The following is a 25,349-nucleotide window of genomic DNA, read 5'->3' as shown; positions in this document are numbered from 1 at the left end:
ACTAATGTGTAAAATACTATATCTAACAGTTGGTGATTTTTACATGAACAGGTAAATTCACCACTTTGATCATCAGTAGAAAGTGAGGCAGCATTAGAATGAAAGCAACTGGAATCGTACGTCGAATTGATGATTTAGGCAGGGTCGTAATCCCGAAGGAAATTCGTAGAACTTTACGTATTCGAGAAGGAGACCCACTAGAAATATTTGTTGATCGCGATGGAGAGGTAATTTTAAAGAAGTATTCTCCAATTAGTGAGCTAGGTGATTTTGCAAAAGAATATGCTGATGCTTTATATGACAGCTTAGGACATAATGTGCTTGTGTGTGATCGAGATTCTATCATCGCAGTATCAGGCGTATCGAAAAAAGAATACTTAAATAAAAGTGTTGGCGATTTAATTGAAAAAACGATGGAAGAACGAAAGTCTGTTATTATGACGGATGAAAGTGATATTTCCATTATTGATGGTGTAACAGAAAAGGTTCATTCTTATACAGTTGGACCAATTGTTGCAAACGGAGATCCGATTGGAGCCGTCATTATTTTTTCAAAAGAAGCTATTATAAGCGAGATCGAGCATAAAGCGGTTAATACTGCTGCCAGTTTCTTAGCGAAACAAATGGAACAGTAAGGGTATATTGATTTTAGAAGTAGCAATCTTTCCTAATTATGATCTTTCTTTTTGAGAAATCAATTATTTGGAGATATATGTATATTGAATGAAGGTAGCACTTTGCTACCTTTTTTCGTTGAATATTTTTAACGTGTAGGAACTCATTATTACCCGTGTTGGTAAGGGAGTTTGTTCTTTTCTTTATGATATAATACGAGAGGTGAGAATAGAAAAAGGAGTTTTCTTGTATGGAAGCGAAGAAGTATCAAGCCTTTTGGCGTGGGGCTATTATATTAACGATTGCAAGTTTTGTTACAAAAGTATTAAGCGCTTTTTACCGTATTCCATATCAAAATATAGCGGGGGATATTGGGTTTTATATTTACCAACAAATTTACCCGTTTTATGGATTTTGTTTAATTTTAGCTACTTATGGATTTCCTGTTATCATTTCGAAAATGGTTGCAGAACGACTAGAGCGGGGAAAACAAAAAGAAGCAGAAGAAATTATTTGTGTATCTTTTTGGTTCTTATTAGGAATTGGTTTTATAGGCTTCTTTACATTGTTTTTTGGGGCTGAAACAATTGCGGTAGCTATGGGCGATATACACTTAGATAAGTTACTACGTGTTATTTCATTTTCATTCTTATTGATGCCATTTTTGTCTGTAGCAAGAGGGTATTTTCAAGGATTTAATAATATGATGCCAACGGCTGTTTCGCAAGTAATAGAACAAACAATTCGAGTTTCTATTATTGTATTTTTATCGCTATTCCTAATTGCTCACGGATTTGATTTATATACAGTTGGTGCAGGGGCTATGTTAGGCTCAATTGCGGGTGGACTTATTGGGATTATTGTACTTATATTGTATATGCGTCAAGATTTTCGTTCTATATTTTTCAAAAGTGCAGCGAGAATTAAGGGTAAAAGGAAGATAGTTAAAATCCTTTTTTGGCAGGGGTTAGCGATTTGTGTTAGTAATTTAGTGCTTATTTTTATACAGATGGCTGATTCAGTGTCCTTTTACAGCTTACTTATTGGTGCTGGAGAACAGGCTGAAAATGCAAAGGTATTAAAGGGTGTTTATGATAGAAGTATTCCGCTAATGCAATTAGGTACTGTTGTGACGACTTCTTTCTCGTTGTCACTTATTCCGATTATTACAGCGGCGAAGGAAAGAGGAGATCTTTCCTTTATTCAAGAAAAGGTAAAGTTAGCAATGAAAATAACATTTGTTATTGGACTTGCAGCAGCTATTGGACTAACTTGTATTATTCAACCTACCAATATTATGTTGTTTGAAAACAGTGATGGATCAGATGTTTTATCTATTTTATCGTTATCTATTTTATTTAGTTCATTGTCAATTACGACAGCTTCTATTTTACAAGGATTAGGGCAAACGTTTAAGCCAGCATTATTTGTTGTATTTGGAGGTTGCTTAAAGTTAGCGTTAAATTATATATTCATGCCTTATTTTGGTGTGAAAGGTGCAGCCTTTGCGACTTTATGTGCGTTAATTATAATCTCTGGACTAAATAGTTTGTTGCTTACGAGAGCTGTATCAGGGGCACTTATCAATAAGCGAAATATGTTAGGGATAGTAATTAGTGGCATTTGTATGGGATTTGTATTAATGATGTTCACACGTGTGTTACATATGTCTGGATTAGTAATTAATACGGAACATAGAGGAAGCGCGACGCTTGAAGCGTTGTTAGGTGTAGCCATCGGCGGATTGACATATATGTTTTTTATTTTGAAATTACGTGTATTTACAAAAAAAGAATTAGGAACCGTTATGAAACAAGAGGAAAAAGAAGGTTCATTGAAGAAGAGTGGATAGAGGTGACTGGTTGTGAGTGGAATCATTACTATTTTAGGTTTAGGAGCTGGTGAATTAGATCAGCTAACGATGGGTGTATATCGAAAAATAAAAGAAGCAGACCATCTGTTTGTTAGAACGAAAGAACATCCAGTTATAGAAGAATTGGAGAAAGAAGGCGTACAATATACGTCTTTTGATGCTGTATATGAAGCACATGATACGTTTGAAATTGTATATGAAACAATTGCGAATAAATTGCTAGAACAAGCTGAAGGTACAGAAATTATCTATGCTGTTCCCGGGCATCCACTTGTAGCAGAAAGAACAGTTCAGCTACTGTTGGAAAAAGGAGAAGTTTCAAATGTTGAAGTGCGAATTGAGGGTGGACAAAGTTTCCTTGATCCTATGTTTGCAAGTCTAAAGATTGATCCGATTGAAGGATTCCAATTACTTGATGCTACATCATTTGAAAGAGGGCAATTAGAACTGCGTCAACATTTAATCTTTTGCCAAGTATATGATGCATTCGTTGCATCTGATGTGAAATTAACATTAATGGAGATGTTACCAGATGATTATGAAGTGTATATCGTAACAGCTGCAGGAACTTCATTTGAACAAGTAAAGAAGGTACCGTTGTACATGTTAGATCATGAAACGGAATTGAATAATTTAACGAGTGTGTACGTGCCGCCAGTTCAGGAGCGTGCGTCCTTGTATCAACAGTTTGATGTTCTTAGAGAAATTATTGCGGAACTTCGTGGTCCAAATGGTTGTCCGTGGGATAAAAAGCAAACACATCAATCATTAAAGAAATATTTAATTGAGGAAGCTTATGAAGTGTTGGAAGCAATCGATGAAGAGGATGATGATCACTTAGTAGAAGAATTAGGTGATATATTATTACAAGTTATGCTTCATGCTCAAATCGGAGAAGATGAAGGTTGGTTCTCTATAGATGATATCATTCGAACTCTATCTGAGAAAATGGTTCGTCGCCATCCGCATGTGTTTGGAAATACGGATGTAAACAGCGCTGATGAAGTGATTGCAAATTGGGAAGAGATTAAAAAACAAGAAAAAGGATTCGTGAAAGAATCTGTTTTAAATGGCGTTCCAAAAAGTTTGCCGCAGTTACTACGCGCCTATGAAATTCAGAAGAAAGCTGGTAAGGTTGGATTTGATTGGGTTGATGTGCAACCGATGATAGAGAAAGCCTTGGAAGAATGGCAAGAGTTCCAACAAGAAGTTACAAATATGGATGAGGAAAAGATGCTAGGTGAGTTTGGTGATTTACTCTTTGCATTTGTTAATATAGCTCGTCATTACAAAATAGATCCAGAAGAGGCGTTACGTTCAACTAATGAGAAATTTACTGGTCGTTTTTTATACATGGAGGCAAAAGTAGCTGAAATGAATAAAGAGATGAAAGATTTATCATTAGAACAGTTAGATGTTTTATGGGAAGAAGCGAAACAGACAGAGCGTTAATAGGGGGATTTGATATGCGTCTAGATAAGTTTTTAAAAGTATCACGTTTAATTAAAAGAAGAACATTAGCGAAAGAAGTAGCTGATCAAGGAAGAATATCTATTAATGGTCAGGTGGCAAAAGCGAGTTCTGATGTGAAAGTAGCTGACGAATTAACAATTCGTTTTGGTCAAAAAATAGTGACTGTGAAAATAAATGAATTAAAAGAAACAACTAAAAAAGAAGATGCAGCAAATATGTATAGCTTAGTTCGTGAAGAAAAAGTAAAAGCGGAAGAAGGCTTGTTCTAAAATCATTTATCCCCTCATACATTACTATTAGCTAGTAAAAACCTATGGGGGGATTTACGTGAATAATGGTTACTCACCTACGTCTTCTAATCAACAAAATGTTTCTGTAGAGCATGACATTATTATGCGTGGCAGGCGTATAATTGATATTACCGGTGTAAAGCAGGTAGAGAGTTTTGATAGCGAAGAGTTTTTACTAGAGACCGTAATGGGTTTTTTAACGATTCGTGGTCAAAATTTACAAATGAAAAATTTAGATGTGGAAAAAGGTATTGTGTCGATTAAAGGGAAAGTTAATGAGATGCTGTATATTGATGAAAATCAAGGGGAAAAAACTAAAGGTTTCTTTAGTAAGTTGTTTAAATGAGCTTAACAATTCAGTTGTATACAATGCTTTCAATGATTGGAATGGGTGCTTGGATTGGAGCGTCTTTAGATACATATCAACGTTTTTTAAAGCGCCAAGAACGTAAACGTTGGCTTGTATTTATACATGATATATTATTTTGGATTGTCCAAGCATTATTCGTCTTTTATGTATTGCTTCTCGTAAATGAAGCTGAGCTACGTATATATGTGTTTTTGGCATTATTATGTGGTTTTGCGGCATATCAAAGCTTACTGAAGGCACTATACATGAAGCTGTTAAATTTTCTCATCTATATTTTTATGCAAACAACATATTTTTTTGTTCGAATTATACAGCTACTCATGATAAAACCTGTTATTATTATAGCGCAGCTATTTATTGCATTTATATTATTCTTATTTCGTATACTGCTTTCAATTGGACATGTGTTATGGAAAATGGTGATTTGGATATTACTTTTCATATGGAAAGTTTTTTTCTGGCCTGTTCGATTTATTGCTTCGCTCATATGGAAACTTCTCCCTAATCGTGTTAAACTTTTTATAGTGAAACATATAGGGTTCCTGCAATATATAGCAAAATTGAAGGGACATATCTTCCAATTATGGGAGCGTATAAAAAAGAAGTTAGGGGGACCTCGGAAATGAGGGAACTGAGACAAAGAACAATCGAAAAACAGAGTCCAAATCCTGTTAAAGAGCATATAATACAAACGGATGAGAACAGGAAGCGACTTTATCGCCGTTTAGCGGTTTTTCTTGTCTTTACTTTTACAATTATTGCGAGTATTAGTGTAACGTTTTATCAACAAAACAGTTCCATTAAAGCAAAAGAAGCAAAAGTTAAGGACATGAAAAAAGAACTGGATTCATTAACGAATAAAGAAAAAAGTCTAAAAGACGAAGTTCAAAAGTTAAATGATGAAGAGTACGTATTAAAGATTGCTAGAAGGGATTATTTCTTCTCTGGTAAAGGGGAGATAATTTTTCCTGTTTCTAAGTAGAGTATGTCTTATTGACACTATATTTTAGGATTATATATAATAAAGTAAAATTTGACTTTTTAACCACTAAGGAGGAGCATTTTTTTTATGTCAATCGAGGTAGGCAGCAAGTTACAGGGTAAAGTAACAGGTATTACAAATTTTGGGGCTTTTGTGGAGCTGCCAGAGGGCTTAACGGGTCTTGTTCATATTAGTGAAGTTGCTGATAACTATGTAAAAGATATTAACGATCACTTAAAAGTGGGCGACCAAGTAGAAGTAAAAGTTATTAATGTTGAAAAAGATGGAAAGATTGGTTTATCTATCAAAAAAGCGAAAGAACGTGAAAAAACAGAAGGAGATCGTCCACGCGGTGAATACCAACGCGGTGGTGATCAACAACGTTCTGGACGTCCACAACGTAATAATCGCTCTTTCAACAGAGATAATCGCGGTGGCGGTAACGACCGAGCTCCGAAAGAAACATTTGAGCAAAAGATGGCACGCTTCTTAAAAGATAGCGAAGATCGCTTAACTTCTTTAAAGCGTAACACAGAGTCTAAACGTGGTGGCCGTGGCGCGCGTCGCGGATAATAAGAACGTTTAGTTTTTAACATATAGAGAGGTACCCAGGGTGATGGCTCAGGGTGCTTTTTTATATGTAAAAATATATTTTTAAAAAAGTTTTTGAGATGTGTTGACTTTAATTAGTATCTGATGTAAGATACTAATTGTCCGTTAAATAAGACGACATGGCGGTGTAGCTCAGCTGGCTAGAGCGTACGGTTCATACCCGTGAGGTCGGGGGTTCGATCCCCTCCGCCGCTATATTTAATTTAACGGCCCGTTGGTCAAGTGGTTAAGACACCGCCCTTTCACGGCGGTAACACGGGTTCGAATCCCGTACGGGTCATCAAAAAAGATCATGCAAATTTGCATGATCTTTTTTTGTTAAATAAATTAAGATATACAACACTTCTACAAAATCACCCTATATTTTCTGAATATTTAATTAAAATATCAAAAATAACTTACATACCGTGTATATCTGTAGAGTTATTTCGAATAAAAAGTCGAACGATTATAAAAGTGAAAACTGTTGTTTTGACAAAAAAACCAACAATCGTCTTTTATAATGACAGTAATTAAACTATGCAGGTGGTGTTAAAAATATGCCTAAAGCAGGAAGGAATACTATGAATACAAGTGCATTGGCAATGAATGAGAGTCAGCTTGGAGGAATAAAGTGGACGAGTAAGTTGCGAATGAAATTTGAGCAAGTTTTCTTTAGATGGGGATTTATTATTGTTGTTATTGGTTTTCTTTTGGGACGAGCATATATATTAACAAATATTTTACCGTTTGCACTGCCATTTTTTGCTGCTGTTTATGTTATGAAGCGGGATAAGATGCCGCTAGCATTTTTAGCTCTAATGGGAGGAGCTCTTTCAGTATCGATAGATAATTTGTTTTTTACCTTTGCATCCATCTTTACCTTCTTCATTTATAATATCTTCTTTAGTCGATTTACACGTAAAACTGTTGGACTTGTTCCATTTCAAGTATTTATCTCCGCATTAACAGCACACTTAGTTGTTGTATATTTTGCGCAACAAACTGTCACCATGTACGATTTACTCGTTAGTACTATCGAGGCTGGACTTAGTTTCGTATTAACTATGATATTTTTACAAAGTGTCCCGCTTTTAGTGGAAAGGAAAGGAAAACAACAGGCATTAGAGACGGAAGAAATTGTTTGTTTGATTATATTACTAGCATCTGTTTTAACAGGTACAACAGATTGGTTTGTATATGATGCTTCTATTCAACATATTTTTACAAGGTATTTAGTGCTAGTATTTGCATTTATTGCGGGTGCTGCCACAGGATCTACAGTGGGGGTTGTAACAGGACTAATATTAAGTTTAGCAAATGTGTCTAGCTTGTCTCAGCTTAGCCTTCTTGCTTTTTCTGGATTGCTTGGTGGATTGTTAAAAGAAGGGAAGCGTTTAGGTGTTAGTTTAGGTTTATTAATTGGGACAAGCTTAATTACATTATATGTAGACAAACAGACAAATATTGTAACAACTTTAATTGAGTCAGGTGTAGCGATTGTTATCTTCTTATTAACACCGCAGCTTGTTTTGGATCGTATTGCTAAATTTATGCCAGGTACACAAGAGCATTCGCAAGATCAACAACAATATTTAAGAAGGATGCGTGATGTTACAGCAAATAAAATCAACCAATTTGCAAATGTATTTGCTGCTTTATCTAATAGCTTTTCTGTATATGGGTATGTAGAGGAAGAAGATAAAGAGACAGAAGCAGATTTGTTTTTGAGTACAATTACTGCGAAAACATGTCAAACATGCTTTAAAAAGGATCAATGCTGGGTAGTGAATTTTGATAAAACGTACGATTATATGAAACAAATAATGAATGAAACGGAAGAAGGAACCCTGCAACATAATCGTAAATTAGTTCGTGAGTGGGACAAGCATTGTGTGAGAGGGAAAAAAGTGACGGATTTAGTAGCAGGTGAATTAGATCACTTCTATGAGGGTCAAAAATTACGAAAACAAATGAAGGAAAATCGTAGAATAGTAGCCGAGCAACTATTAGGTGTATCAAAGGTTATGGAGGATTTTGCTAAGGAGATACAACGAGAGCGTGAAAATCATCAAGTGCAGGAAGAACAGATTATGCAAGCGTTCCGTGATTTTGGTGTCGAAGTAGAGCATGTTGATATTTATTGTTTAGATAGAGGAAGTATTGATATTGAAATGTTAATTCCAGTTGCATCTAATGAACATGGTGAGTGTGAAAAATTAGTTGCACCGATGCTTTCGGATATCCTTAAAGAAAATATTGTCGTTAAACATGAAGAAAAGTCTTCTTATCCAAATGGCCATAGTTTAATATCATTTGGTTCGGCAAAGACGTATTCTCTTGATACAGGATTGGCTACAGCTGCAAAAGGCGGTGGATTTGTTTCGGGTGACTCTTATGCGATGATGGATTTAAGTGTTGGTAAATATGCACTTGCAATTAGTGATGGTATGGGTAATGGGCAAAGAGCTCATATGGAAAGTAAGGAAACGGTGAAATTATTACAAAAAATACTCCAATCAGGCATTGATGAAGAAATAGCAATTAAGTCTATCAATTCAATTCTTTCTTTGAGAACGACAGAAGAAATGTTTACGACATTAGATTTAGCTATGGTAGATTTGCGGGATGCGAGTGCAAGGTTTTTAAAGATTGGATCGACGCCGAGTTTTGTTAAACGTGCAAATAATATTTTGAAAATTGAAGCAAGTAATTTACCGATGGGAATCATCGAAGATGTTGAAGTTGATGTGGTGGGTGAACAATTAAAAACGGGCGATATTCTTATTATGATGAGCGATGGGATTTTTGAAGGAGCGCAGCATGTGGAGAATCATGAATTGTGGATGAAACGAAAAATTAAAGAATTGCAAACCGAAGACCCGCAAGAAATTGCTGATATCATTATGGAAGAAGTGATTCGCTCTTGTGACGGTTATATAAATGATGATATGACTATTGTAGTGGCAAAAGTGAAGAAAAATATGCCCAAGTGGGCTACGATTCCGATTGTAGGAATGCAGGCGCAGTAAAATGTAAGTGGAATGTTTATCTATAATTTGATTTTAAAAACCTAGGTGTATACCTAGGTTTTTTTGTGGAAAAAGGTAATGTTATTAATTTTGTGAATATACACGGAGGATGTAAGATAAAAATGTAATTTTTGTATATCTTTTTTTTGCACAATGTTTGTAAAAGTTGTACCATTGTAGACAAGGCGACTAAGGTTGCTGTTCTTGTTTAATGAAAGGTGATTGCGAAGTTGAAAGATACATTTGTTGAAAAAGTAGATGACTTTGTAAAGCAGCATGATGTATTAAAGAATGATTCAACAATTGTTGTGGGAGTTTCTGGTGGTCCTGACTCGTTAGCGCTTTTATATTATTTATTAGAAAAAAGAGCGGAAAAACAGTTGAAAATTGTAGTTGCTCATGTGGATCATATGTTTAGAGGTGATGAATCTTATGAGGATTTACAATTTGTGCAGGGCCTTTGTGAAGAACTGGGAATTATTTGTGAAACGATAAGGATTAATGTATCACAATATCAACAGCAATACGGAATGAATGCACAGGTTGCTGCTAGAGAATGCAGATATGCATTTTTGGAAAGAATAATGAAGAAATATGATGCAAGATATGTTGCTCTTGGACATCATGGAGATGATCAAGTCGAGACAATTTTAATGCGTCTCGTAAGAGGGAGTACTCCGAAAGGATATGCAGGAATTGCAGTGAAGCGTCCTTTTCATAATGGATATTTAATTAGGCCGTTACTTGGCGTAACAAAGGAAGAAATTGTTGATTACTGTAATAAGCTAAATTTAATGCCACGTATAGATCCGAGTAATAAAAAGGAAGTATATACAAGGAATCGATTACGTAAATATGTTCTTCCTCATTTGAAAGAAGAAAATCCACAAGTGCATGAGAAATTCCAAAAATTTAGCGTGCAGATGCAAGAGGATGAGGCTTATTTGCAGGAATTAGCTTTTGAGAAAATGAATAAAGTAATTACAAAAAAAAGTGATAAACAAATTAGCTTATCAATTCCTGCCTTTGAATCCATGTCTATGCCTTTACAAAGAAGAGGGATTCAACTAATATTAAACTATCTTTATGAATATAAGATTCCATCTTCTCTTTCTTCCATACATATTGACAAGGTGATTGAGTTTTTTAAGCGGACACAACCTTCAGGTTCACTTGATTTTCCGGGTGATTTGAAAATTGTTCGTACATACGAGGAGTGTAGCTTTAGATTTAAACAAGAAATTGTTTCTCCTTTTTTACAAGATTTATCAGTACCCGGGACCATTACGCTATTGAACGGGGATGAATTTGTAACAGAGGTGAGCGAAGATATACCAAGTAACATGAATGAAACAGTATTTGTTGCTAAGTATAATGATATATCATATCCACTTCGTATTCGTTCTAGGGAAAATGGAGATCGCATGTCAATACAAGGTATGAATGGCACGAAAAAGATAAAAGCTATTTTTATCGAAGCAAAAGTACCGAAAGAAAAAAGAGAAGAATGGCCGGTCGTTTGTGATGCAAGTGGGACCATTATTTGGGTACCCTTGTTGAAGCGATCTGCATTTGCAATTTCGAAAGAGATGGCAAAGAAGGATAAATATATGATTATTCACTACAAAAGCAAGGAGTCTTCCGGGAGGATAATGAAATGATGAATCAAGATATCGAAAAAGTATTAATTTCTGAAGAGCAAATACAAGAAAAGGTGCGCGAACTAGGTGCAATTGTTGCAGAGGATTATAAAAACACAGTACCTCTTGCAATTGGTGTATTAAAAGGCGCAATGCCATTCATGGCAGATTTATTAAAGAGAACAGATACATATCTTGAAATGGATTTTATGGCTGTATCTAGTTACGGTCACTCTACAGTTTCAACAGGCGAAGTGAAAATTTTAAAAGATCTTGACACTTCTGTAGAAGGTCGCGATATTTTAATCGTCGAAGATATTATTGATAGTGGTCTTACACTAAGCTACTTAGTAGACTTATTCAAATATCGTAAAGCGAAGTCTGTAAAAATTGTTACATTATTAGATAAGCCAACAGGCCGTAAGGTTGATCTGAAAGCGGATTATGTTGGATTTACTGTTCCACATGAATTTGTAGTAGGATATGGATTAGATTATAAAGAGCAGTACCGTAATCTTCCTTATGTAGGCGTATTAAAACCAAGCGTTTACTCAAATTAATTAAATATAGGCTTCACAATTGTATAGGAAAGTTTTTCTATGTTACGATTTACTATAGTGTTTATGCCGTGAGAGGAGGTTAGGAATGAATCGTATCTTCCGTAATACCATCTTTTATTTACTGATATTCTTAGTAGTAATTGGAATCGTGAGCTATTTTAATGGTTCGACACAAAAAACGACATCAGTTAGCTACGACAAATTCATTACTAAACTAGAAAGCGGTGAAGTGCGTAATGTGCAACTTCAACCGAAAAATGGTGTATTTGAGGTAAAAGGACAATTTAATAACTCTAGCCAAGGAGAACAATTTGTTACTTATGCACCAAATACTGAGGAATTACAAAAGAAAATTAATGATAAAGCGAAAGGTGCCGAAGTTAAGTATCAACCAGCAGAAGAAACAAGTGCTTGGGTAACATTCTTTACTTCAATCATTCCATTTGTCATCATCTTCATTTTATTCTTCTTCTTATTAAACCAAGCTCAAGGCGGCGGTAGCCGTGTTATGAACTTCGGGAAAAGTAAGGCGAAGTTATATAATGATGAAAAGAAAAAAGTTCGTTTCAGAGATGTTGCTGGAGCGGATGAAGAGAAACAAGAACTTGTTGAGGTAGTTGAATTCTTGAAAGACCCTCGTAAGTTCTCTGAAGTTGGTGCTCGTATTCCAAAGGGTGTCCTATTAGTTGGACCTCCAGGTACAGGTAAAACTTTATTAGCGCGTGCTGTTGCAGGTGAGGCTGGCGTTCCATTCTTCTCTATCAGTGGTTCTGACTTCGTAGAGATGTTTGTCGGTGTCGGTGCATCACGTGTACGTGATTTATTTGAAAATGCAAAGAAAAATGCTCCTTGTATCATTTTCATTGATGAAATTGATGCAGTAGGTCGTCAACGTGGCGCAGGTCTTGGTGGTGGTCATGATGAGCGTGAGCAAACATTGAACCAATTACTTGTTGAAATGGATGGATTCGGTGCAAACGAAGGTATTATTATCGTTGCTGCGACAAACCGTCCAGACATTCTTGACCCAGCGTTATTACGTCCAGGTCGTTTTGACCGTCAAATTACAGTAGATCGTCCAGATGTAAATGGCCGTGAAGCTGTATTGAAAGTACATGCGCGTAATAAACCACTTGATGAGCATATTAATTTAAGAGCGATTGCGACTCGTACACCAGGATTCTCTGGTGCGGATCTTGAAAACTTATTAAACGAAGCTGCTTTAGTAGCTGCACGTCAAGATAAGAAGAAAATTGATATGAGTGATATCGATGAAGCGACGGATCGTGTTATTGCAGGTCCAGCTAAGAAAAGTCGTGTTATCTCTGAAAAAGAACGTAATATCGTTGCTTTCCATGAAGCAGGTCATACTGTAATTGGTGTTGTTCTCGATGAAGCTGATGTCGTTCATAAAGTAACAATTGTCCCTCGTGGTCAGGCTGGTGGATATGCGGTAATGCTTCCGAAAGAAGATCGTTACTTCATGACAAAGCCAGAGTTACTTGATAAAATCACTGGTTTACTTGGTGGCCGAGTAGCTGAGGAGATTGTATTTGGTGAAGTGAGTACAGGTGCTCATAATGACTTCCAACGTGCGACTGGTATTGCAAGACGCATGGTTACGGAATTTGGTATGAGTGACAAACTTGGACCGATGCAATTTGGTAGCTCGCAAGGTGGTCAAGTGTTCTTAGGAAGAGACTTCCACTCAGAACAAAACTATAGTGATGCGATTGCACATGAAATCGATATGGAAATGCAATCAATTATGAAAGAATGTTATGCTCGTGCAAAACAAATTCTTACTGAAAACCGTGATAAACTAGATATTATCGCGCAAACGTTACTTGAAGTAGAAACGTTAGATGCAGAGCAAATCAATCATTTATGTGATTACGGCAGATTGCCAGAACGTCCAACATCTTCAGATGATGTGAAAGTAAACATCAACATGAAGAAAGACGATGAAGATAAAGAAGATAAGTAAGAAAAGAAGGAGTGACTATCGTCACTCCTTTTTTGTTTGTTAAAACCTTTGTTAATTACTATTGAGAACTTAGTGGATAAAGTAATTTAAGTAAAACTAGTATTAAAAATTGAAATAGAGAGCAATCTTTTTGTAAAATGATGAGGATAGGAAAGCTGATTATATAAGTATGTGTGATATGATGTTTTTATAAGTTTTATACATACTGCACAAATATAGATTAAATAAGATAAGTGGTGAGAATATGATTTTTGTATTGGATGTAGGGAACACAAATGCTGTACTAGGTGTGTTTGAAGAGGGGGAACTTCGTCAGCATTGGCGCATGGAAACAGATCGTCATAAGACAGAAGATGAATATGGAATGCTTGTAAAGCAATTGCTTGAGCATGAGGGTCTTTCGTTTGAAGATGTGAAAGGTATTATTGTGTCTTCAGTTGTACCACCAATTATGTTTGCTTTAGAGCGCATGTGTGAAAAATATTTTAAAATTAAACCGCTTGTAGTAGGGCCTGGGATAAAAACAGGACTAAATATTAAATATGAAAATCCGCGTGAAGTAGGCGCAGACCGAATTGTAAATGCAGTAGCAGGAATCCACTTATATGGAAGTCCGCTTATTATCGTTGATTTTGGTACGGCTACTACATATTGTTATATTAACGAAGAAAAGCATTATATGGGTGGAGTTATTACACCAGGAATTATGATTTCAGCAGAGGCTTTATATAGCAGAGCAGCAAAACTTCCTCGTATCGAAATTACAAAACCAAGCAGTGTTGTTGGGAAAAATACAGTAAGTGCGATGCAATCTGGTATTCTTTATGGTTATGTTGGACAAGTGGAAGGTATTGTTAAGCGTATGAAAGAAGAAGCTAGACAAGAACCTAAAGTTATTGCAACAGGTGGATTGGCAAAATTAATTTCCGAAGAATCGAATGTAATTGATATTGTAGATCCGTTTTTAACGTTAAAAGGTTTGTATATGTTATATGAACGTAATGCAAATTTACAGCATGAGAAAGGTGAATAAATACGTATGAAAGATTATTTAGTAAAAGCGTTAGCGTTTGATGGAGAAGTGCGTGCGTATAGTGTGCGTACAACAAATACAGTAAGTGAGGCGCAAAGACGTCATGATACATGGAGAACAGCTTCAGCGGCACTAGGGCGTTCTTTAACTGCGGGTACAATGATGGGTGCAATGTTAAAAGGTGAGCAAAAGTTAACAATTAAGGTAGAAGGTAACGGTCCAATTGGCCCTATCTTAGTAGATGCTCATGCAAATGGAGATGTACGTGGTTATGTAACGAATCCGCATGTTGATTTTGAAGGAACAGAACAAGGGAAGTTACGTGTATATCAAGCGGTAGGTACAGAGGGGTTTGTAACTGTAATTAAAGATATTGGAATGCGTGAGCCGTTTATTGGTCAATCTCCAATCGTTTCAGGAGAATTAGGAGAAGACTTTACGTATTATTTTGCAGTTTCTGAACAAACGCCTTCTTCTGTAGGTGTTGGTGTTCTTGTAAATGGAGATGATAGCATATTAGCGGCAGGTGGATTTATCCTTCAAATTATGCCGGGTGCGCAAGATGAAACGATTTCATTTATTGAAGACCGTTTACAAAAGATTCCGCCTGTATCAACGTTGATTGAACAAGGCCTTTCTCCGGAAGAGCTACTATATGCAGTTCTTGGAGAAGATAAAGTAAAAGTATTAGAAACAATGGATGTTCAATTTAATTGCACATGCTCACGCGAGCGTATTGAGAGTGTATTAATTAGTTTAGGTAAAACAGAGTTAGAGCAAGTTCGTGAAGAAGAGGAAGAGACGGAAGTTCACTGTCATTTCTGTAATGAACGATACAAGTTCTCTAAAGAAGATATTACAAATTTAATCGAGAATTTGTAATAAGGGAATTAAGAGGAGCAATCCTCCAAATGAATTGACAAACAGGGAATTTTCTGACAAAATCTAAATATAAATAAAACCAATAAAAATACTTGGTGTTAGGAGTGACAGGAATGCGAGTGGCACAATCAGTTTCAGAATTAATCGGGAAAACGCCGATCGTTAAGTTGAACCGCATCGTAGAATCAGACAGCGCAGATATATACTTAAAATTAGAATTTATGAATCCGGGGAGTAGCGTTAAAGATCGTATTGCATTAGCTATGATTGAAGATGCTGAAAAAAAGGGATTATTAAAAGAAGGCGATACAATCATTGAGCCGACAAGTGGTAACACAGGAATTGGTTTAGCGATGGTAGCGGCTGCTAAAGGATATAATGCAATCTTAGTAATGCCAGAAACAATGAGTATTGAGCGTCGTAATTTATTACGTGCTTACGGTGCGGAATTAGTATTGACTCCAGGGCCTGAAGGAATGGGTGGAGCAATTCGTAAAGCGACTGAATTAGCAAAAGAGCATGGCTACTTTATACCACAACAGTTCAAAAACCAATCGAATCCAGAAATTCACCGTTTAACAACGGGTCCAGAAATTATTGAACAAATGGGCGACCAATTAGATGCATTTATTGCAGGTATTGGTACAGGTGGAACGATCACTGGTGCTGGTGAAGTACTGAAGGAAGCGTATAAGGATATTAAAATTTATGCGGTAGAACCTGCAGATTCACCAGTATTATCTGGTGGGAAACCAGGTCCACATAAAATCCAAGGAATTGGGGCGGGATTTGTTCCGGAGACGTTGGATGTAGAAGTATATGATGAAATTATTCAAGTGAAAACAGAGCAAGCATTTGAATATGCGAGAAGAGTGGCTAAAGAGGAAGGTATTTTAGTTGGTATCTCTTCAGGCGCGGTTATTTATGCAGCAACAGAAGTTGCGAAAAAGTTAGGTAAAGGGAAAAAGGTACTTGTTATTATCCCGAGTAATGGTGAACGTTATTTAAGTACACCACTTTATCAATTTGAATCATAATTAAATGCGATTGAAAAAGCATCCTTGAAAAAGGGTGCTTTTTCTTTTGGGATTGGAAATAGGAAAAGAGTGAATGACTAGAAAACTTCATGTAAAATAAGAGGTAGTATAATTAAATTATTTTCACTAGCCTTCGAGTATAATCAATCTCTATATAAATAACTTATGTAGTTTGAGCTGGTTTATCTAAGAGGGTGGGATAAAAGAAGACGGGGTGTTGATATGCAACGAAGAAAATCTTTAGCGCTTTCTATTCCATATCAGTTAGATTTCTTTAAGCAATATAAATTTCTTTCTCAGGGTAAATCGCAACATATTTTGTTAGAAAGTGGCCGTGGCGGTCGTTATAACATTGTAGGGCTGAAACCAGTAGCGGTAATCCAAGGGAAGGATGAAACGTTACATATAAGTGAAAGTGGTAAGGAAACAATAAAACGAGGGAATCCGTTAGATTTAATGCAAGAATATATGGAACAATGGAAGACGGACTATAACCCAGAGTATCCGCCTTTTCAAGGTGGTGCAATTGGCTATTTCAGTTATGACTGTATCCGTTATATTGAAAAGCTGCCTTCTCTTGCGGAAGATGATATTAATATACCTGACATCTTCTTTTTATTATTTGATGACGTATTTGTCTATGATCAAAAAGAACAAGTGTTATGGATTATTACGCATTATGTAGATAAATATGAAGAGGCAAAAGAACGGCTAAATGAGTGGAAGGGTCTTTGGATGACGGAAGCGCCTGAAGTGACAGTGCCCTTTGAAAGTCCTGAAAAGAAAAGTGAAGCGGTTGCTTTTACTGAAGCCAGCTTTATGAAGGCAGTTGAATGTATTCAAGAATATATTGGGGCGGGTGATGTGTTCCAAGTAAACTTGTCGACGAGACAAGAAAGAACGTTACAGACACACCCACTAGAAATTTATACAAGTCTTCGTGAAATTAATCCATCTCCATATATGGGTTACCTGGAGCTTGGGGATTTTCAAATTGTTAGTGGATCGCCAGAGTTGTTAATTAAGAAACAAGGAACTGAAGTAAGTACAAGACCAATTGCTGGAACGAGATCTAGAGGCGCGGATGAGCAAGAGGATGAAGAATTAGCAAGAGAATTAATTGAGAACGAAAAAGAAAGAGCAGAGCATGTAATGCTTGTGGATTTAGAAAGAAATGATTTAGGACGTGTTTGTAAATATGGCACTGTAGAAGTAGATGAATTTATGGTAATTGAGAAATACTCACATGTTATGCATATTGTTTCTAATGTGCGTGGTGAGGTGGAAGAAGATAAAGATGCTTTTGATTTAGTGAAGGCTGTATTCCCTGGGGGAACAATTACTGGTGCCCCGAAAATACGTACGATGGAAATTATTGAGGAATTAGAACCTGTTCGAAGAGGGATTTATACAGGTTCAATCGGTTGGATTGGTTATTCTGGAGATACAGAATTGAATATTGTAATTAGAACACTTCTTGCTAAAGATGGAAAAGCTCATGTACAAGCAGGGGCGGGAATTGTAATTGATTCAAATCCAGAAAATGAATATAAAGAGTCGTTAAAAAAGGCGATTGCTTTATGGCGTGCAAAAGAACGTAGCGAAGAAACGGTTAGGTGAGAGAAATGATATTAATGATTGATAATTATGATTCTTTTACATTTAATTTAGTGCAGTTTCTTGGAGAACTTGGACAAGAGCTCGTTGTTAAACGTAACGATGAAGTGACCATTTCAGATATTGAGAATATGAAACCAGATTTTCTAATGATTTCTCCAGGTCCATGTAGTCCTAATGAAGCGGGGATTAGTATGGAAGTTATTAAATACTTTGCTGGAAAGATTCCGATTTTTGGAGTTTGTCTTGGGCATCAATCCATTGCACAAGTGTTTGGTGGAGAGGTTGTCCGTGCAGAACGATTAATGCATGGGAAAACGTCGCTTATGCATCATGATGGAAAGACGATTTTTTCGGATATTCCTAATCCGTTTACTGCGACGCGCTATCATTCCCTTATTGTTAAGAAAGAAACGTTACCCGATTGCTTAGAGATAACATCTTGGACAGAGGAAGGAGAAATTATGGCACTTCGTCATAAGACATTGCCGATAGAGGGTGTGCAATTCCATCCGGAATCTATTATGACTTCTCATGGGAAAGAGTTGTTACAGAATTTCATTTGTAAATACAGGCCAAGTGCAACATTATGTTAATTTACGTAAATGGTCAGTATGTAGAAGCAAGTGAAGCGAAAATTTCTCCTTATGATCATGGTTATTTATATGGTCTTGGAGTTTTTGAAACGTTTCGTATTTATAATGGTCATCCTTTCTTATTGGATGATCATTATGATCGTTTAATAGAAGCGCTGGATACATTGCAAATTAAATGGACAATGACAAAAAATGATGTGATGCTTATTTTAAAAAATTTACTCGCTAAGAATGAATTGGAGCATGCATATGTACGTTTTAATGTATCAGCGGGTATAGATGAAATAGGATTACAAACGGAAATGTATGAAGAGCCTTCGGTTATTGTTTTTATAAAACCTTTAACAGCGCCGGGGGATGTAGCGGAAAAAGAAGGTGTTATTCTAAAACAAGTGCGAAATACACCGGAAGGAACATTTCGCCTGAAGTCTCATCACTATTTAAATAATATTTTAGGGAAGCGTGAAATTGGAAATGTTGTGAGTAAGGAAGGTATTTTCCTTACTGAAGCAGGTTATGTTGCAGAGGGTATTGTTTCGAATCTATTTTTTGTGAAAGGTGATGTTTTATATACGCCTTCGTTAGAGACAGGGATTTTAAATGGTATCACTCGTGCGTTTATTATAAAGAGTGCTGAACAATTAAATATAGAAGTAAAGGAAGGTTTCTTTACAAAAGATGAGCTACTTTCAGCGGATGAAGTCTTCGTAACAAACTCCATTCAAGAAATTGTTCCGCTTTATCGTATAGAAGCGCAGGATTTCCCGGGTAAAGTAGGAGTGGTTACAAAAAGTTTAATGTACCTTTATGGAATGCAAAGAGAGAAATTATGGAGCAGAAATGAATTACGAAGAGGAGATGCGTAGTTTGAAGTGGGATTATGATTTACGCTGCGGCGAATATACATTGAATTTAAATGAAAAAACATTAATCATGGGAATTTTAAATGTAACACCAGATTCGTTTTCTGATGGTGGGAGTTACAACGAGGTAGATGCTGCGGTACGTCACGCAAAAGAAATGCAAGGTGAAGGTGCTCATATTATTGATATTGGTGGCGAATCTACTCGCCCGGGTTTTGCTAAAGTATCAGTAGAAGAAGAAATAAAGCGAGTTGTCCCGATGATTCAAGCAGTTTCAAAAGAAGTAAAATTGCCTATATCTATCGATACATATAAAGCTGAAGTTGCAAAGCAAGCAATTGAGGCTGGTGCTCATATTATTAATGATATTTGGGGAGCGAAGGCGGAGCCAAAAATTGCTGAAGTCGCAGCTCATTATGATGTACCCATCATTTTAATGCATAACCGCGATAATATGAATTATCGTAATTTAATGGCGGATATGATTGCTGATTTGTATGACAGTATTAAAATTGTTAAAAATGCTGGTGTGCGAGATGAGAATATTATTTTAGATCCAGGTATCGGTTTTGCTAAAACACCTGAGCAGAACTTAGAGGCGATGCGTAATTTAGAACAGTTAAATGTGCTAGGTTATCCGGTTCTCTTAGGTACTTCGAGAAAGTCCTTTATTGGGCACGTATTAGATTTGCCAGTAGAGGAACGCCTTGAGGGAACGGGAGCTACTGTTTGTCTTGGTATTGAAAAGGGCTGTGAGTTTGTTCGTGTCCATGATGTGAAAGAAATGGCGCGTATGGCTAAAATGATGGATGCGATGATTGGTAAGGGGGTAAGGTAATTGGATAAAATTTATATCCATGATATGGAGTTTTATGGTTATCATGGTGTGTTCCCAGAGGAGAATAAATTAGGTCAGAGATTTAAAGTTGACTTAACGGTGGAGTTGGATTTAAAGTGTGCAGGGGAAAGTGATGACTTAGAGCATTCGGTCAATTATGGAGAGCTTTTCGAATTATGTAGAAAAGTTGTTGAGGATAGAAAGTATAAGCTTGTGGAGAGTATCGCTGAAAATATTGCTGCAGATATATTAAAACAATATGAAAGTATTTCGCGCTGTACAATTAAGGTAATTAAGCCGGATCCACCGATACCGGGTCATTATCGTGCTGTAGCAGTAGAAATTACGAGAGGACGTCCATGAACAATATAGCTTACATTGCATTAGGGTCAAATATTGGAGAGCGTTATACGTATCTAACTGAAGCGATTCAGTTTTTAAATAAAAATCCTTATATTCAGGTTGATGATATTTCATCTGTATATGAAACTGAGCCAGTTGGCTATACTGACCAAAGTTGCTTTTTAAATTTAGTTATAAAAATTTCTACCAATTTATCACCACAAGAATTATTGAAAGTAACACAAAAAGTAGAAAATGACCTAGGAAGAAAAAGGGAAATTAGGTGGGGGCCGAGGACTATCGACCTTGACATTTTACTTTATAATCAAGAGAATATTGAAGCAGAGAATCTTATTGTTCCGCATCCGCGGATGTTTGAAAGAGCTTTTGTTATCGTTCCGTTGTTAGAGATTAATCAAGACATAAAACAAAACATTTCACGTTCACAAGTAGAAGAAATGAAAAGGCGAGAGGGAGTAACGGTATGGAAGCAGAAAAATGGGGAAGACGCATTCGTGCTTTTCGAAAGCTAAAAGGCTATACACAAGAAGGTTTTGCTAAAGAACTAGGGGTATCTGTATCTGTTTTAGGTGAGGTTGAGAGAGGGAATAGATCGCCTTCTCAAGATTTTGTAGTAGAAGTTGCCAAGGCATTAAATGTTTCAATAGAGGAATTAATGCCAAAGTGATTGTACAGGAAGGAGTAGATTGATTGTTAAAGATTGCAAATATCGAGATGAAAAATCCGGTTGTACTAGCACCGATGGCGGGAGTTTGTAACTCTGCATTCCGTTTAACAGTAAAAGAATTTGGTGCCGGCTTAGTTTGTGCTGAAATGGTAAGTGATAAGGCAATATTGCTTAATAATAAAAGAACATTAGATATGTTATATATCGACGAGAGAGAAAAGCCATTAAGTTTACAAATTTTTGGTGGAGAGAAAGAAACTCTTGTAGATGCTGCGAAATATGTAGATAAATATACGACAGCAGACATAATTGATATTAATATGGGTTGTCCAGTGCCGAAAATCGTTAAATGTGATGCGGGGGCAAGGTGGCTTTTAGACCCGAATAAAATATATGAAATGGTAGCAGCGGTTGTAGATGCTGTTGAAAAGCCGGTTACAGTTAAAATGCGTATCGGTTGGGATGAAGAACATATTTTCGCAATAGAAAATGCTAGGGCTGTTGAGCGTGCTGGTGGCCAAGCTGTGGCGGTTCACGGACGTACACGAGTGCAAATGTATGAAGGAAAAGCGGATTGGGATATTATTAAACAAGTAAAACAATCTGTAAATATCCCGGTTATCGGAAATGGTGATGTCGCAACGCCGCAAGATGCAAAGCGTATGCTTGATGAAATTGGTGTAGATGGTGTTATGATTGGTCGTGCTGCTCTTGGAGATCCGTGGATGATTTATCGTACGGTAAAGTATTTGGAGACGGGTGAATTAATGCCGGAACCAACAGTGCGCGAGAAAATTGATGTATGTATGTTGCATCTAGATCGTCTTATCGACTTAAAGAATGAAAGTGTCGCTGTAAGAGAGATGAGAAAACATGCAGCTTGGTATTTAAAAGGTGTTCGTGGTAATGCGAGTGTACGTAATGGTATTAATGCTTGTAACACACGGGAAGACCTTGCGAATGTGTTAGGTACATTTGTAGAAGAAGTGGAAGTGAAACAACAAACAATTTACGTTGGTTAATAATGGACATAGGAGATTGACATTCTTCTATACACTTCCTATAATTACGTGAAAGAAAGAAGAGCTGCCAGTTAGTTGCTGGCAGTTTTTCTAGTTGAGTAGAAAATGCTATACTGTATATATTGTAAAATTAAATAGAGCTGGAGTGATATCAATATCATGGATAACATGAACCACGAAGAATTAAACGACCAATTGATTGTTCGTCGTGAAAAGCTACATAATTTACGTGAACAAGGAATTGACCCGTTCGGTAAAAGATTTGAACGCACAAATTCAACAACTGACTTAGTGAGTCTATATGGAGAGTTCTCTAAGGAAGAATTAGAGGAGAAGGAAATCGCTGTTTCTATCGCTGGTCGTATTATGACAAAACGCGGAAAAGGGAAAGCTGGATTTGCACACGTTCAAGATTTACATGGACAAGTTCAAATTTATGTTCGTAAAGATGCTGTTGGAGATGACGAGTACGAATTATTTAAAACAGCAGATTTAGGTGATTTAGTAGGTATTGAAGGTAAAGTGTTCAAAACAAACGTTGGAGAACTTTCAGTAAAAGCAACAGGCTTTACGCTATTAACGAAATCTCTTCGTCCATTACCAGATAAATACCATGGATTAAAAGATGTTGAACAACGCTACCGTCAACGTTACTTAGACTTGATTACAAGTATGGAAAGTCGTGAAACGTTCGTTACTCGTAGTAAAATCATTCGTGAGATGAGAAGATACCTAGATGACAACGGTTATCTTGAAGTGGAAACACCTATGATGCATGCAATTGCAGGTGGAGCTTCTGCGCGTCCTTTCACTACACACCATAATGCGTTAGATATGGAATTATATATGCGTATCGCAATTGAGCTACATTTAAAGCGTCTTATTGTGGGTGGTTTAGAAAAAGTATATGAGATCGGCCGTGTATTCCGTAATGAGGGTGTATCAACTCGTCATAACCCTGAGTTTACGATGATTGAATTATATGAAGCATACGCTGATTATAAAGATATTATGAAGTTAACAGAAGATATGGTTGCTCATATCGCGAAAAAGGTACTGGGTACAACAACAATCCAGTATGGTGATTATGAAATTAATCTAGAACCAGAATGGACACGTCTTCATATGGTAGATGCGATTAAGCAATACTCTGGAGCTGATTTCTGGAATCCGATGAGTGTAGAAGAAGCGCGTGAACTTGCAAAAGAACATAATGTAGAAATTAAAGATACAATGGAAGTTGGTCATATTATAAATGAATTCTTCGAACAAAAAGTAGAAGATAAATTAATCCAACCAACATTTATTTACGGTCATCCGGTAGAAATCTCGCCGCTTGCGAAAAAGAATGATGAAGATCCACGATTCACAGATCGTTTCGAATTATTTATCGTTGCACGTGAACATGCAAATGCATTCACTGAATTAAATGATCCAATCGATCAAAAAGAACGTTTTGAAGCGCAATTAAAAGAGCGCGAACAAGGTAATGACGAAGCTCATATGATGGATGATGATTATATTGAAGCTCTTGAGTACGGTATGCCTCCTACGGGTGGATTAGGAATTGGTATTGATCGTCTAGTTATGTTATTAACAAATGCACCATCTATTCGTGATGTATTATTATTCCCTGCTATGCGCCATAAACAAGACTAAGCTTTGGAGATTTCTCCAAAGCTTTTTTTATTTGAGCATGAGTTGCGTGGGTATAGTAAATCTTGATAGTGCGAGAAATTATATTTATATAGAAGAAATGTGCTGTTTTTATACTTTTTTACTAAGTTAAAAATTTTATTAGAAAAACTATTGCATTTTAATAATCAAACTGGTATATTTATATTCGTTGCCACGAAAGGTAACAAACAAAACAAACGAAAAACAACTTATTGAAAAAAGTTGTTGACGAAAATATAACGAAATGTTATATTGATAAAGTCGCTTCCGAGCGACGAAGTAGTTCTTTGAAAACTGAACGAAACAAACAACGTGAAACGTCAATTTTTATTTTAGATGCTAGACAAACTAACTTTATTGGAGAGTTTGATCCTGGCTCAGGATGAACGCTGGCGGCGTGCCTAATACATGCAAGTCGAGCGAATGGATTAAGAGCTTGCTCTTATGAAGTTAGCGGCGGACGGGTGAGTAACACGTGGGTAACCTGCCCATAAGACTGGGATAACTCCGGGAAACCGGGGCTAATACCGGATAACATTTTGAACTGCATGGTTCGAAATTGAAAGGCGGCTTCGGCTGTCACTTATGGATGGACCCGCGTCGCATTAGCTAGTTGGTGAGGTAACGGCTCACCAAGGCAACGATGCGTAGCCGACCTGAGAGGGTGATCGGCCACACTGGGACTGAGACACGGCCCAGACTCCTACGGGAGGCAGCAGTAGGGAATCTTCCGCAATGGACGAAAGTCTGACGGAGCAACGCCGCGTGAGTGATGAAGGCTTTCGGGTCGTAAAACTCTGTTGTTAGGGAAGAACAAGTGCTAGTTAAATAAGCTGGCACCTTGACGGTACCTAACCAGAAAGCCACGGCTAACTACGTGCCAGCAGCCGCGGTAATACGTAGGTGGCAAGCGTTATCCGGAATTATTGGGCGTAAAGCGCGCGCAGGTGGTTTCTTAAGTCTGATGTGAAAGCCCACGGCTCAACCGTGGAGGGTCATTGGAAACTGGGAGACTTGAGTGCAGAAGAGGAAAGTGGAATTCCATGTGTAGCGGTGAAATGCGTAGAGATATGGAGGAACACCAGTGGCGAAGGCGACTTTCTGGTCTGTAACTGACACTGAGGCGCGAAAGCGTGGGGAGCAAACAGGATTAGATACCCTGGTAGTCCACGCCGTAAACGATGAGTGCTAAGTGTTAGAGGGTTTCCGCCCAGTCTAAGTTAACATTAATCCTTGAACGCGGCGCACGAAAAACGCGAAAGCGTTTCACGATAAATGCGAAAACCGTACTTTGATACATGGCAGTCCTGCCAAATCCCGTTTTAACTGAACGAATAAATG

General features: G+C 37.0%; 24 protein-coding genes, 2 tRNA genes and 1 other annotated feature. All 26 genes read left to right on the top strand.

The window, feature by feature from the left end; translation table 11 throughout:
• The first annotated feature begins 98 nt into the window (after positions 1-98).
• The gene (gene spoVT, locus AC0OM3_RS13500; RefSeq protein WP_000648302.1) at positions 99-635 is read left to right on the top strand and encodes a stage V sporulation protein T; all 537 of its coding nucleotides are present in this window, start codon (positions 99-101) and stop codon (positions 633-635) included.
• Between the two features lie 230 nt (positions 636-865).
• Positions 866-2,467 (top strand): putative polysaccharide biosynthesis protein, encoded by a 1,602-nt coding sequence (locus AC0OM3_RS13495; protein WP_000387584.1) that lies wholly within the window; start codon positions 866-868, stop codon positions 2,465-2,467.
• Positions 2,468-2,479: 12 nt separating this feature from the next.
• On the top strand, positions 2,480-3,940 hold the full coding sequence (gene yabN / locus AC0OM3_RS13490; protein WP_000014239.1) for a bifunctional methyltransferase/pyrophosphohydrolase YabN: 1,461 nt from the start codon (positions 2,480-2,482) through the stop codon (positions 3,938-3,940).
• A 14-nt stretch (positions 3,941-3,954) separates the two neighbouring features.
• The gene (locus AC0OM3_RS13485) at positions 3,955-4,230 is read left to right on the top strand and encodes an RNA-binding S4 domain-containing protein (protein ID WP_001234876.1); all 276 of its coding nucleotides are present in this window, start codon (positions 3,955-3,957) and stop codon (positions 4,228-4,230) included.
• A gap of 58 nt (positions 4,231-4,288) precedes the next feature.
• A complete protein-coding gene (yabP, locus tag AC0OM3_RS13480) occupies positions 4,289-4,597 on the top strand; it encodes a sporulation protein YabP (RefSeq protein ID WP_001059104.1) in 309 nt (102 codons plus the stop codon).
• Complete coding sequence (gene yabQ, locus AC0OM3_RS13475; RefSeq protein WP_000059773.1) at positions 4,594-5,247, top strand: spore cortex biosynthesis protein YabQ; 654 nt, start codon at positions 4,594-4,596, stop codon at positions 5,245-5,247. The genes yabP and yabQ overlap by 4 nt, the downstream gene beginning before the upstream one ends.
• Positions 5,244-5,603, top strand: a complete 360-nt coding sequence (gene divIC / locus AC0OM3_RS13470) for a cell division protein DivIC (protein ID WP_001208739.1) — start codon at positions 5,244-5,246, stop codon at positions 5,601-5,603. The genes yabQ and divIC overlap by 4 nt, the downstream gene beginning before the upstream one ends.
• 87 nt (positions 5,604-5,690) lie before the next feature.
• On the top strand, positions 5,691-6,176 hold the full coding sequence (locus AC0OM3_RS13465; protein WP_000021451.1) for a S1 domain-containing RNA-binding protein: 486 nt from the start codon (positions 5,691-5,693) through the stop codon (positions 6,174-6,176).
• A gap of 160 nt (positions 6,177-6,336) precedes the next feature.
• Positions 6,337-6,410, top strand: a tRNA-Met gene (locus AC0OM3_RS13460).
• 13 nt (positions 6,411-6,423) lie between these two features.
• A tRNA-Glu gene (locus tag AC0OM3_RS13455) sits at positions 6,424-6,495 on the top strand.
• 259 nt (positions 6,496-6,754) lie between these two features.
• Positions 6,755-9,226, top strand: coding sequence for a stage II sporulation protein E (spoIIE, locus tag AC0OM3_RS13450; RefSeq protein ID WP_001123553.1), 2,472 nt, complete (start codon positions 6,755-6,757; stop codon positions 9,224-9,226).
• A gap of 230 nt (positions 9,227-9,456) precedes the next feature.
• Positions 9,457-10,887: a tRNA lysidine(34) synthetase TilS gene (gene tilS, locus AC0OM3_RS13445; protein WP_000655468.1), complete on the top strand. Its 1,431-nt coding sequence runs from the start codon at positions 9,457-9,459 to the stop codon at positions 10,885-10,887.
• Entirely contained in the window at positions 10,884-11,426 is a 543-nt protein-coding gene (hpt, locus tag AC0OM3_RS13440; protein ID WP_000981844.1) for a hypoxanthine phosphoribosyltransferase, read from the top strand. The genes tilS and hpt overlap by 4 nt, the downstream gene beginning before the upstream one ends.
• 85 nt (positions 11,427-11,511) lie before the next feature.
• The gene (gene ftsH / locus AC0OM3_RS13435; protein ID WP_001079674.1) at positions 11,512-13,413 is read left to right on the top strand and encodes an ATP-dependent zinc metalloprotease FtsH; all 1,902 of its coding nucleotides are present in this window, start codon (positions 11,512-11,514) and stop codon (positions 13,411-13,413) included.
• 244 nt (positions 13,414-13,657) lie between these two features.
• A complete protein-coding gene (locus AC0OM3_RS13430; protein ID WP_000578368.1) occupies positions 13,658-14,446 on the top strand; it encodes a type III pantothenate kinase in 789 nt (262 codons plus the stop codon).
• A 6-nt stretch (positions 14,447-14,452) separates the two neighbouring features.
• Complete coding sequence (hslO, locus tag AC0OM3_RS13425; protein WP_000656372.1) at positions 14,453-15,328, top strand: redox-regulated molecular chaperone HslO; 876 nt, start codon at positions 14,453-14,455, stop codon at positions 15,326-15,328.
• Between the two features lie 113 nt (positions 15,329-15,441).
• Entirely contained in the window at positions 15,442-16,365 is a 924-nt protein-coding gene (cysK, locus tag AC0OM3_RS13420; protein ID WP_001261712.1) for a cysteine synthase A, read from the top strand.
• Positions 16,366-16,587: 222 nt separating this feature from the next.
• Positions 16,588-17,985, top strand: coding sequence for an aminodeoxychorismate synthase component I (gene pabB, locus AC0OM3_RS13415; RefSeq protein ID WP_474212104.1), 1,398 nt, complete (start codon positions 16,588-16,590; stop codon positions 17,983-17,985).
• 5 nt (positions 17,986-17,990) lie between these two features.
• Positions 17,991-18,578 carry an aminodeoxychorismate/anthranilate synthase component II gene (gene pabA / locus AC0OM3_RS13410; RefSeq protein WP_000602295.1) on the top strand — a complete coding sequence of 196 codons (588 nt, stop codon included), beginning with the start codon at positions 17,991-17,993 and terminating at the stop codon, positions 18,576-18,578.
• Entirely contained in the window at positions 18,572-19,444 is an 873-nt protein-coding gene (gene pabC, locus AC0OM3_RS13405) for an aminodeoxychorismate lyase (RefSeq protein ID WP_000909875.1), read from the top strand. Before pabA ends, pabC begins: the two co-directional genes overlap by 7 nt.
• Positions 19,419-20,279, top strand: coding sequence for a dihydropteroate synthase (gene folP / locus AC0OM3_RS13400; RefSeq protein ID WP_002164271.1), 861 nt, complete (start codon positions 19,419-19,421; stop codon positions 20,277-20,279). Before pabC ends, folP begins: the two co-directional genes overlap by 26 nt.
• Positions 20,280-20,642, top strand: a complete 363-nt coding sequence (gene folB / locus AC0OM3_RS13395) for a dihydroneopterin aldolase (protein ID WP_000358055.1) — start codon at positions 20,280-20,282, stop codon at positions 20,640-20,642.
• Positions 20,639-21,154: a 2-amino-4-hydroxy-6-hydroxymethyldihydropteridine diphosphokinase gene (folK, locus tag AC0OM3_RS13390; RefSeq protein WP_001059450.1), complete on the top strand. Its 516-nt coding sequence runs from the start codon at positions 20,639-20,641 to the stop codon at positions 21,152-21,154. The genes folB and folK overlap by 4 nt, the downstream gene beginning before the upstream one ends.
• The gene (locus AC0OM3_RS13385) at positions 21,106-21,309 is read left to right on the top strand and encodes a helix-turn-helix domain-containing protein (protein ID WP_000387031.1); all 204 of its coding nucleotides are present in this window, start codon (positions 21,106-21,108) and stop codon (positions 21,307-21,309) included. The genes folK and AC0OM3_RS13385 overlap by 49 nt, the downstream gene beginning before the upstream one ends.
• A 23-nt stretch (positions 21,310-21,332) precedes the next feature.
• Entirely contained in the window at positions 21,333-22,331 is a 999-nt protein-coding gene (dusB, locus tag AC0OM3_RS13380; RefSeq protein WP_474212102.1) for a tRNA dihydrouridine synthase DusB, read from the top strand.
• Positions 22,332-22,490: 159 nt separating this feature from the next.
• A complete protein-coding gene (gene lysS, locus AC0OM3_RS13375) occupies positions 22,491-23,990 on the top strand; it encodes a lysine--tRNA ligase (RefSeq protein ID WP_000369668.1) in 1,500 nt (499 codons plus the stop codon).
• A 372-nt stretch (positions 23,991-24,362) separates the two neighbouring features.
• Positions 24,363-25,240, top strand: a sequence feature (16S ribosomal RNA rRNA prediction is too short).
• Positions 25,241-25,349: the final 109 nt, after the last annotated feature.

This window comes from Bacillus sp. FAU20, from assembly GCF_056033865.1.
Note: the sequence above shows the minus strand (reverse complement) of the source record. Positions and strands in the feature narration are given on the sequence as shown.

Excerpts from the sequence above, each read along its gene's own strand:
- spoVT (WP_000648302.1), top strand. The coding sequence starts at position 99 with ATGAAAGCAACTGGAATCGTACGTCGAATTGATGATTTAGGCAGGGTC.
- AC0OM3_RS13495 (WP_000387584.1), top strand. The coding sequence starts at position 866 with ATGGAAGCGAAGAAGTATCAAGCCTTTTGGCGTGGGGCTATTATATTA.
- AC0OM3_RS13485 (WP_001234876.1), top strand. The coding sequence starts at position 3,955 with ATGCGTCTAGATAAGTTTTTAAAAGTATCACGTTTAATTAAAAGAAGA.
- yabQ (WP_000059773.1), top strand. The coding sequence starts at position 4,594 with ATGAGCTTAACAATTCAGTTGTATACAATGCTTTCAATGATTGGAATG.
- divIC (WP_001208739.1), top strand. The coding sequence starts at position 5,244 with ATGAGGGAACTGAGACAAAGAACAATCGAAAAACAGAGTCCAAATCCT.
- AC0OM3_RS13465 (WP_000021451.1), top strand. The coding sequence starts at position 5,691 with ATGTCAATCGAGGTAGGCAGCAAGTTACAGGGTAAAGTAACAGGTATT.
- spoIIE (WP_001123553.1), top strand. The coding sequence starts at position 6,755 with ATGCCTAAAGCAGGAAGGAATACTATGAATACAAGTGCATTGGCAATG.
- hpt (WP_000981844.1), top strand. The coding sequence starts at position 10,884 with ATGATGAATCAAGATATCGAAAAAGTATTAATTTCTGAAGAGCAAATA.
- ftsH (WP_001079674.1), top strand. The coding sequence starts at position 11,512 with ATGAATCGTATCTTCCGTAATACCATCTTTTATTTACTGATATTCTTA.
- AC0OM3_RS13430 (WP_000578368.1), top strand. The coding sequence starts at position 13,658 with ATGATTTTTGTATTGGATGTAGGGAACACAAATGCTGTACTAGGTGTG.
- hslO (WP_000656372.1), top strand. The coding sequence starts at position 14,453 with ATGAAAGATTATTTAGTAAAAGCGTTAGCGTTTGATGGAGAAGTGCGT.
- cysK (WP_001261712.1), top strand. The coding sequence starts at position 15,442 with ATGCGAGTGGCACAATCAGTTTCAGAATTAATCGGGAAAACGCCGATC.
- pabB (WP_474212104.1), top strand. The coding sequence starts at position 16,588 with ATGCAACGAAGAAAATCTTTAGCGCTTTCTATTCCATATCAGTTAGAT.
- pabA (WP_000602295.1), top strand. The coding sequence starts at position 17,991 with ATGATATTAATGATTGATAATTATGATTCTTTTACATTTAATTTAGTG.
- pabC (WP_000909875.1), top strand. The coding sequence starts at position 18,572 with ATGTTAATTTACGTAAATGGTCAGTATGTAGAAGCAAGTGAAGCGAAA.
- folP (WP_002164271.1), top strand. The coding sequence starts at position 19,419 with ATGAATTACGAAGAGGAGATGCGTAGTTTGAAGTGGGATTATGATTTA.
- folK (WP_001059450.1), top strand. The coding sequence starts at position 20,639 with ATGAACAATATAGCTTACATTGCATTAGGGTCAAATATTGGAGAGCGT.
- AC0OM3_RS13385 (WP_000387031.1), top strand. The coding sequence starts at position 21,106 with ATGGAAGCAGAAAAATGGGGAAGACGCATTCGTGCTTTTCGAAAGCTA.
- lysS (WP_000369668.1), top strand. The coding sequence starts at position 22,491 with ATGGATAACATGAACCACGAAGAATTAAACGACCAATTGATTGTTCGT.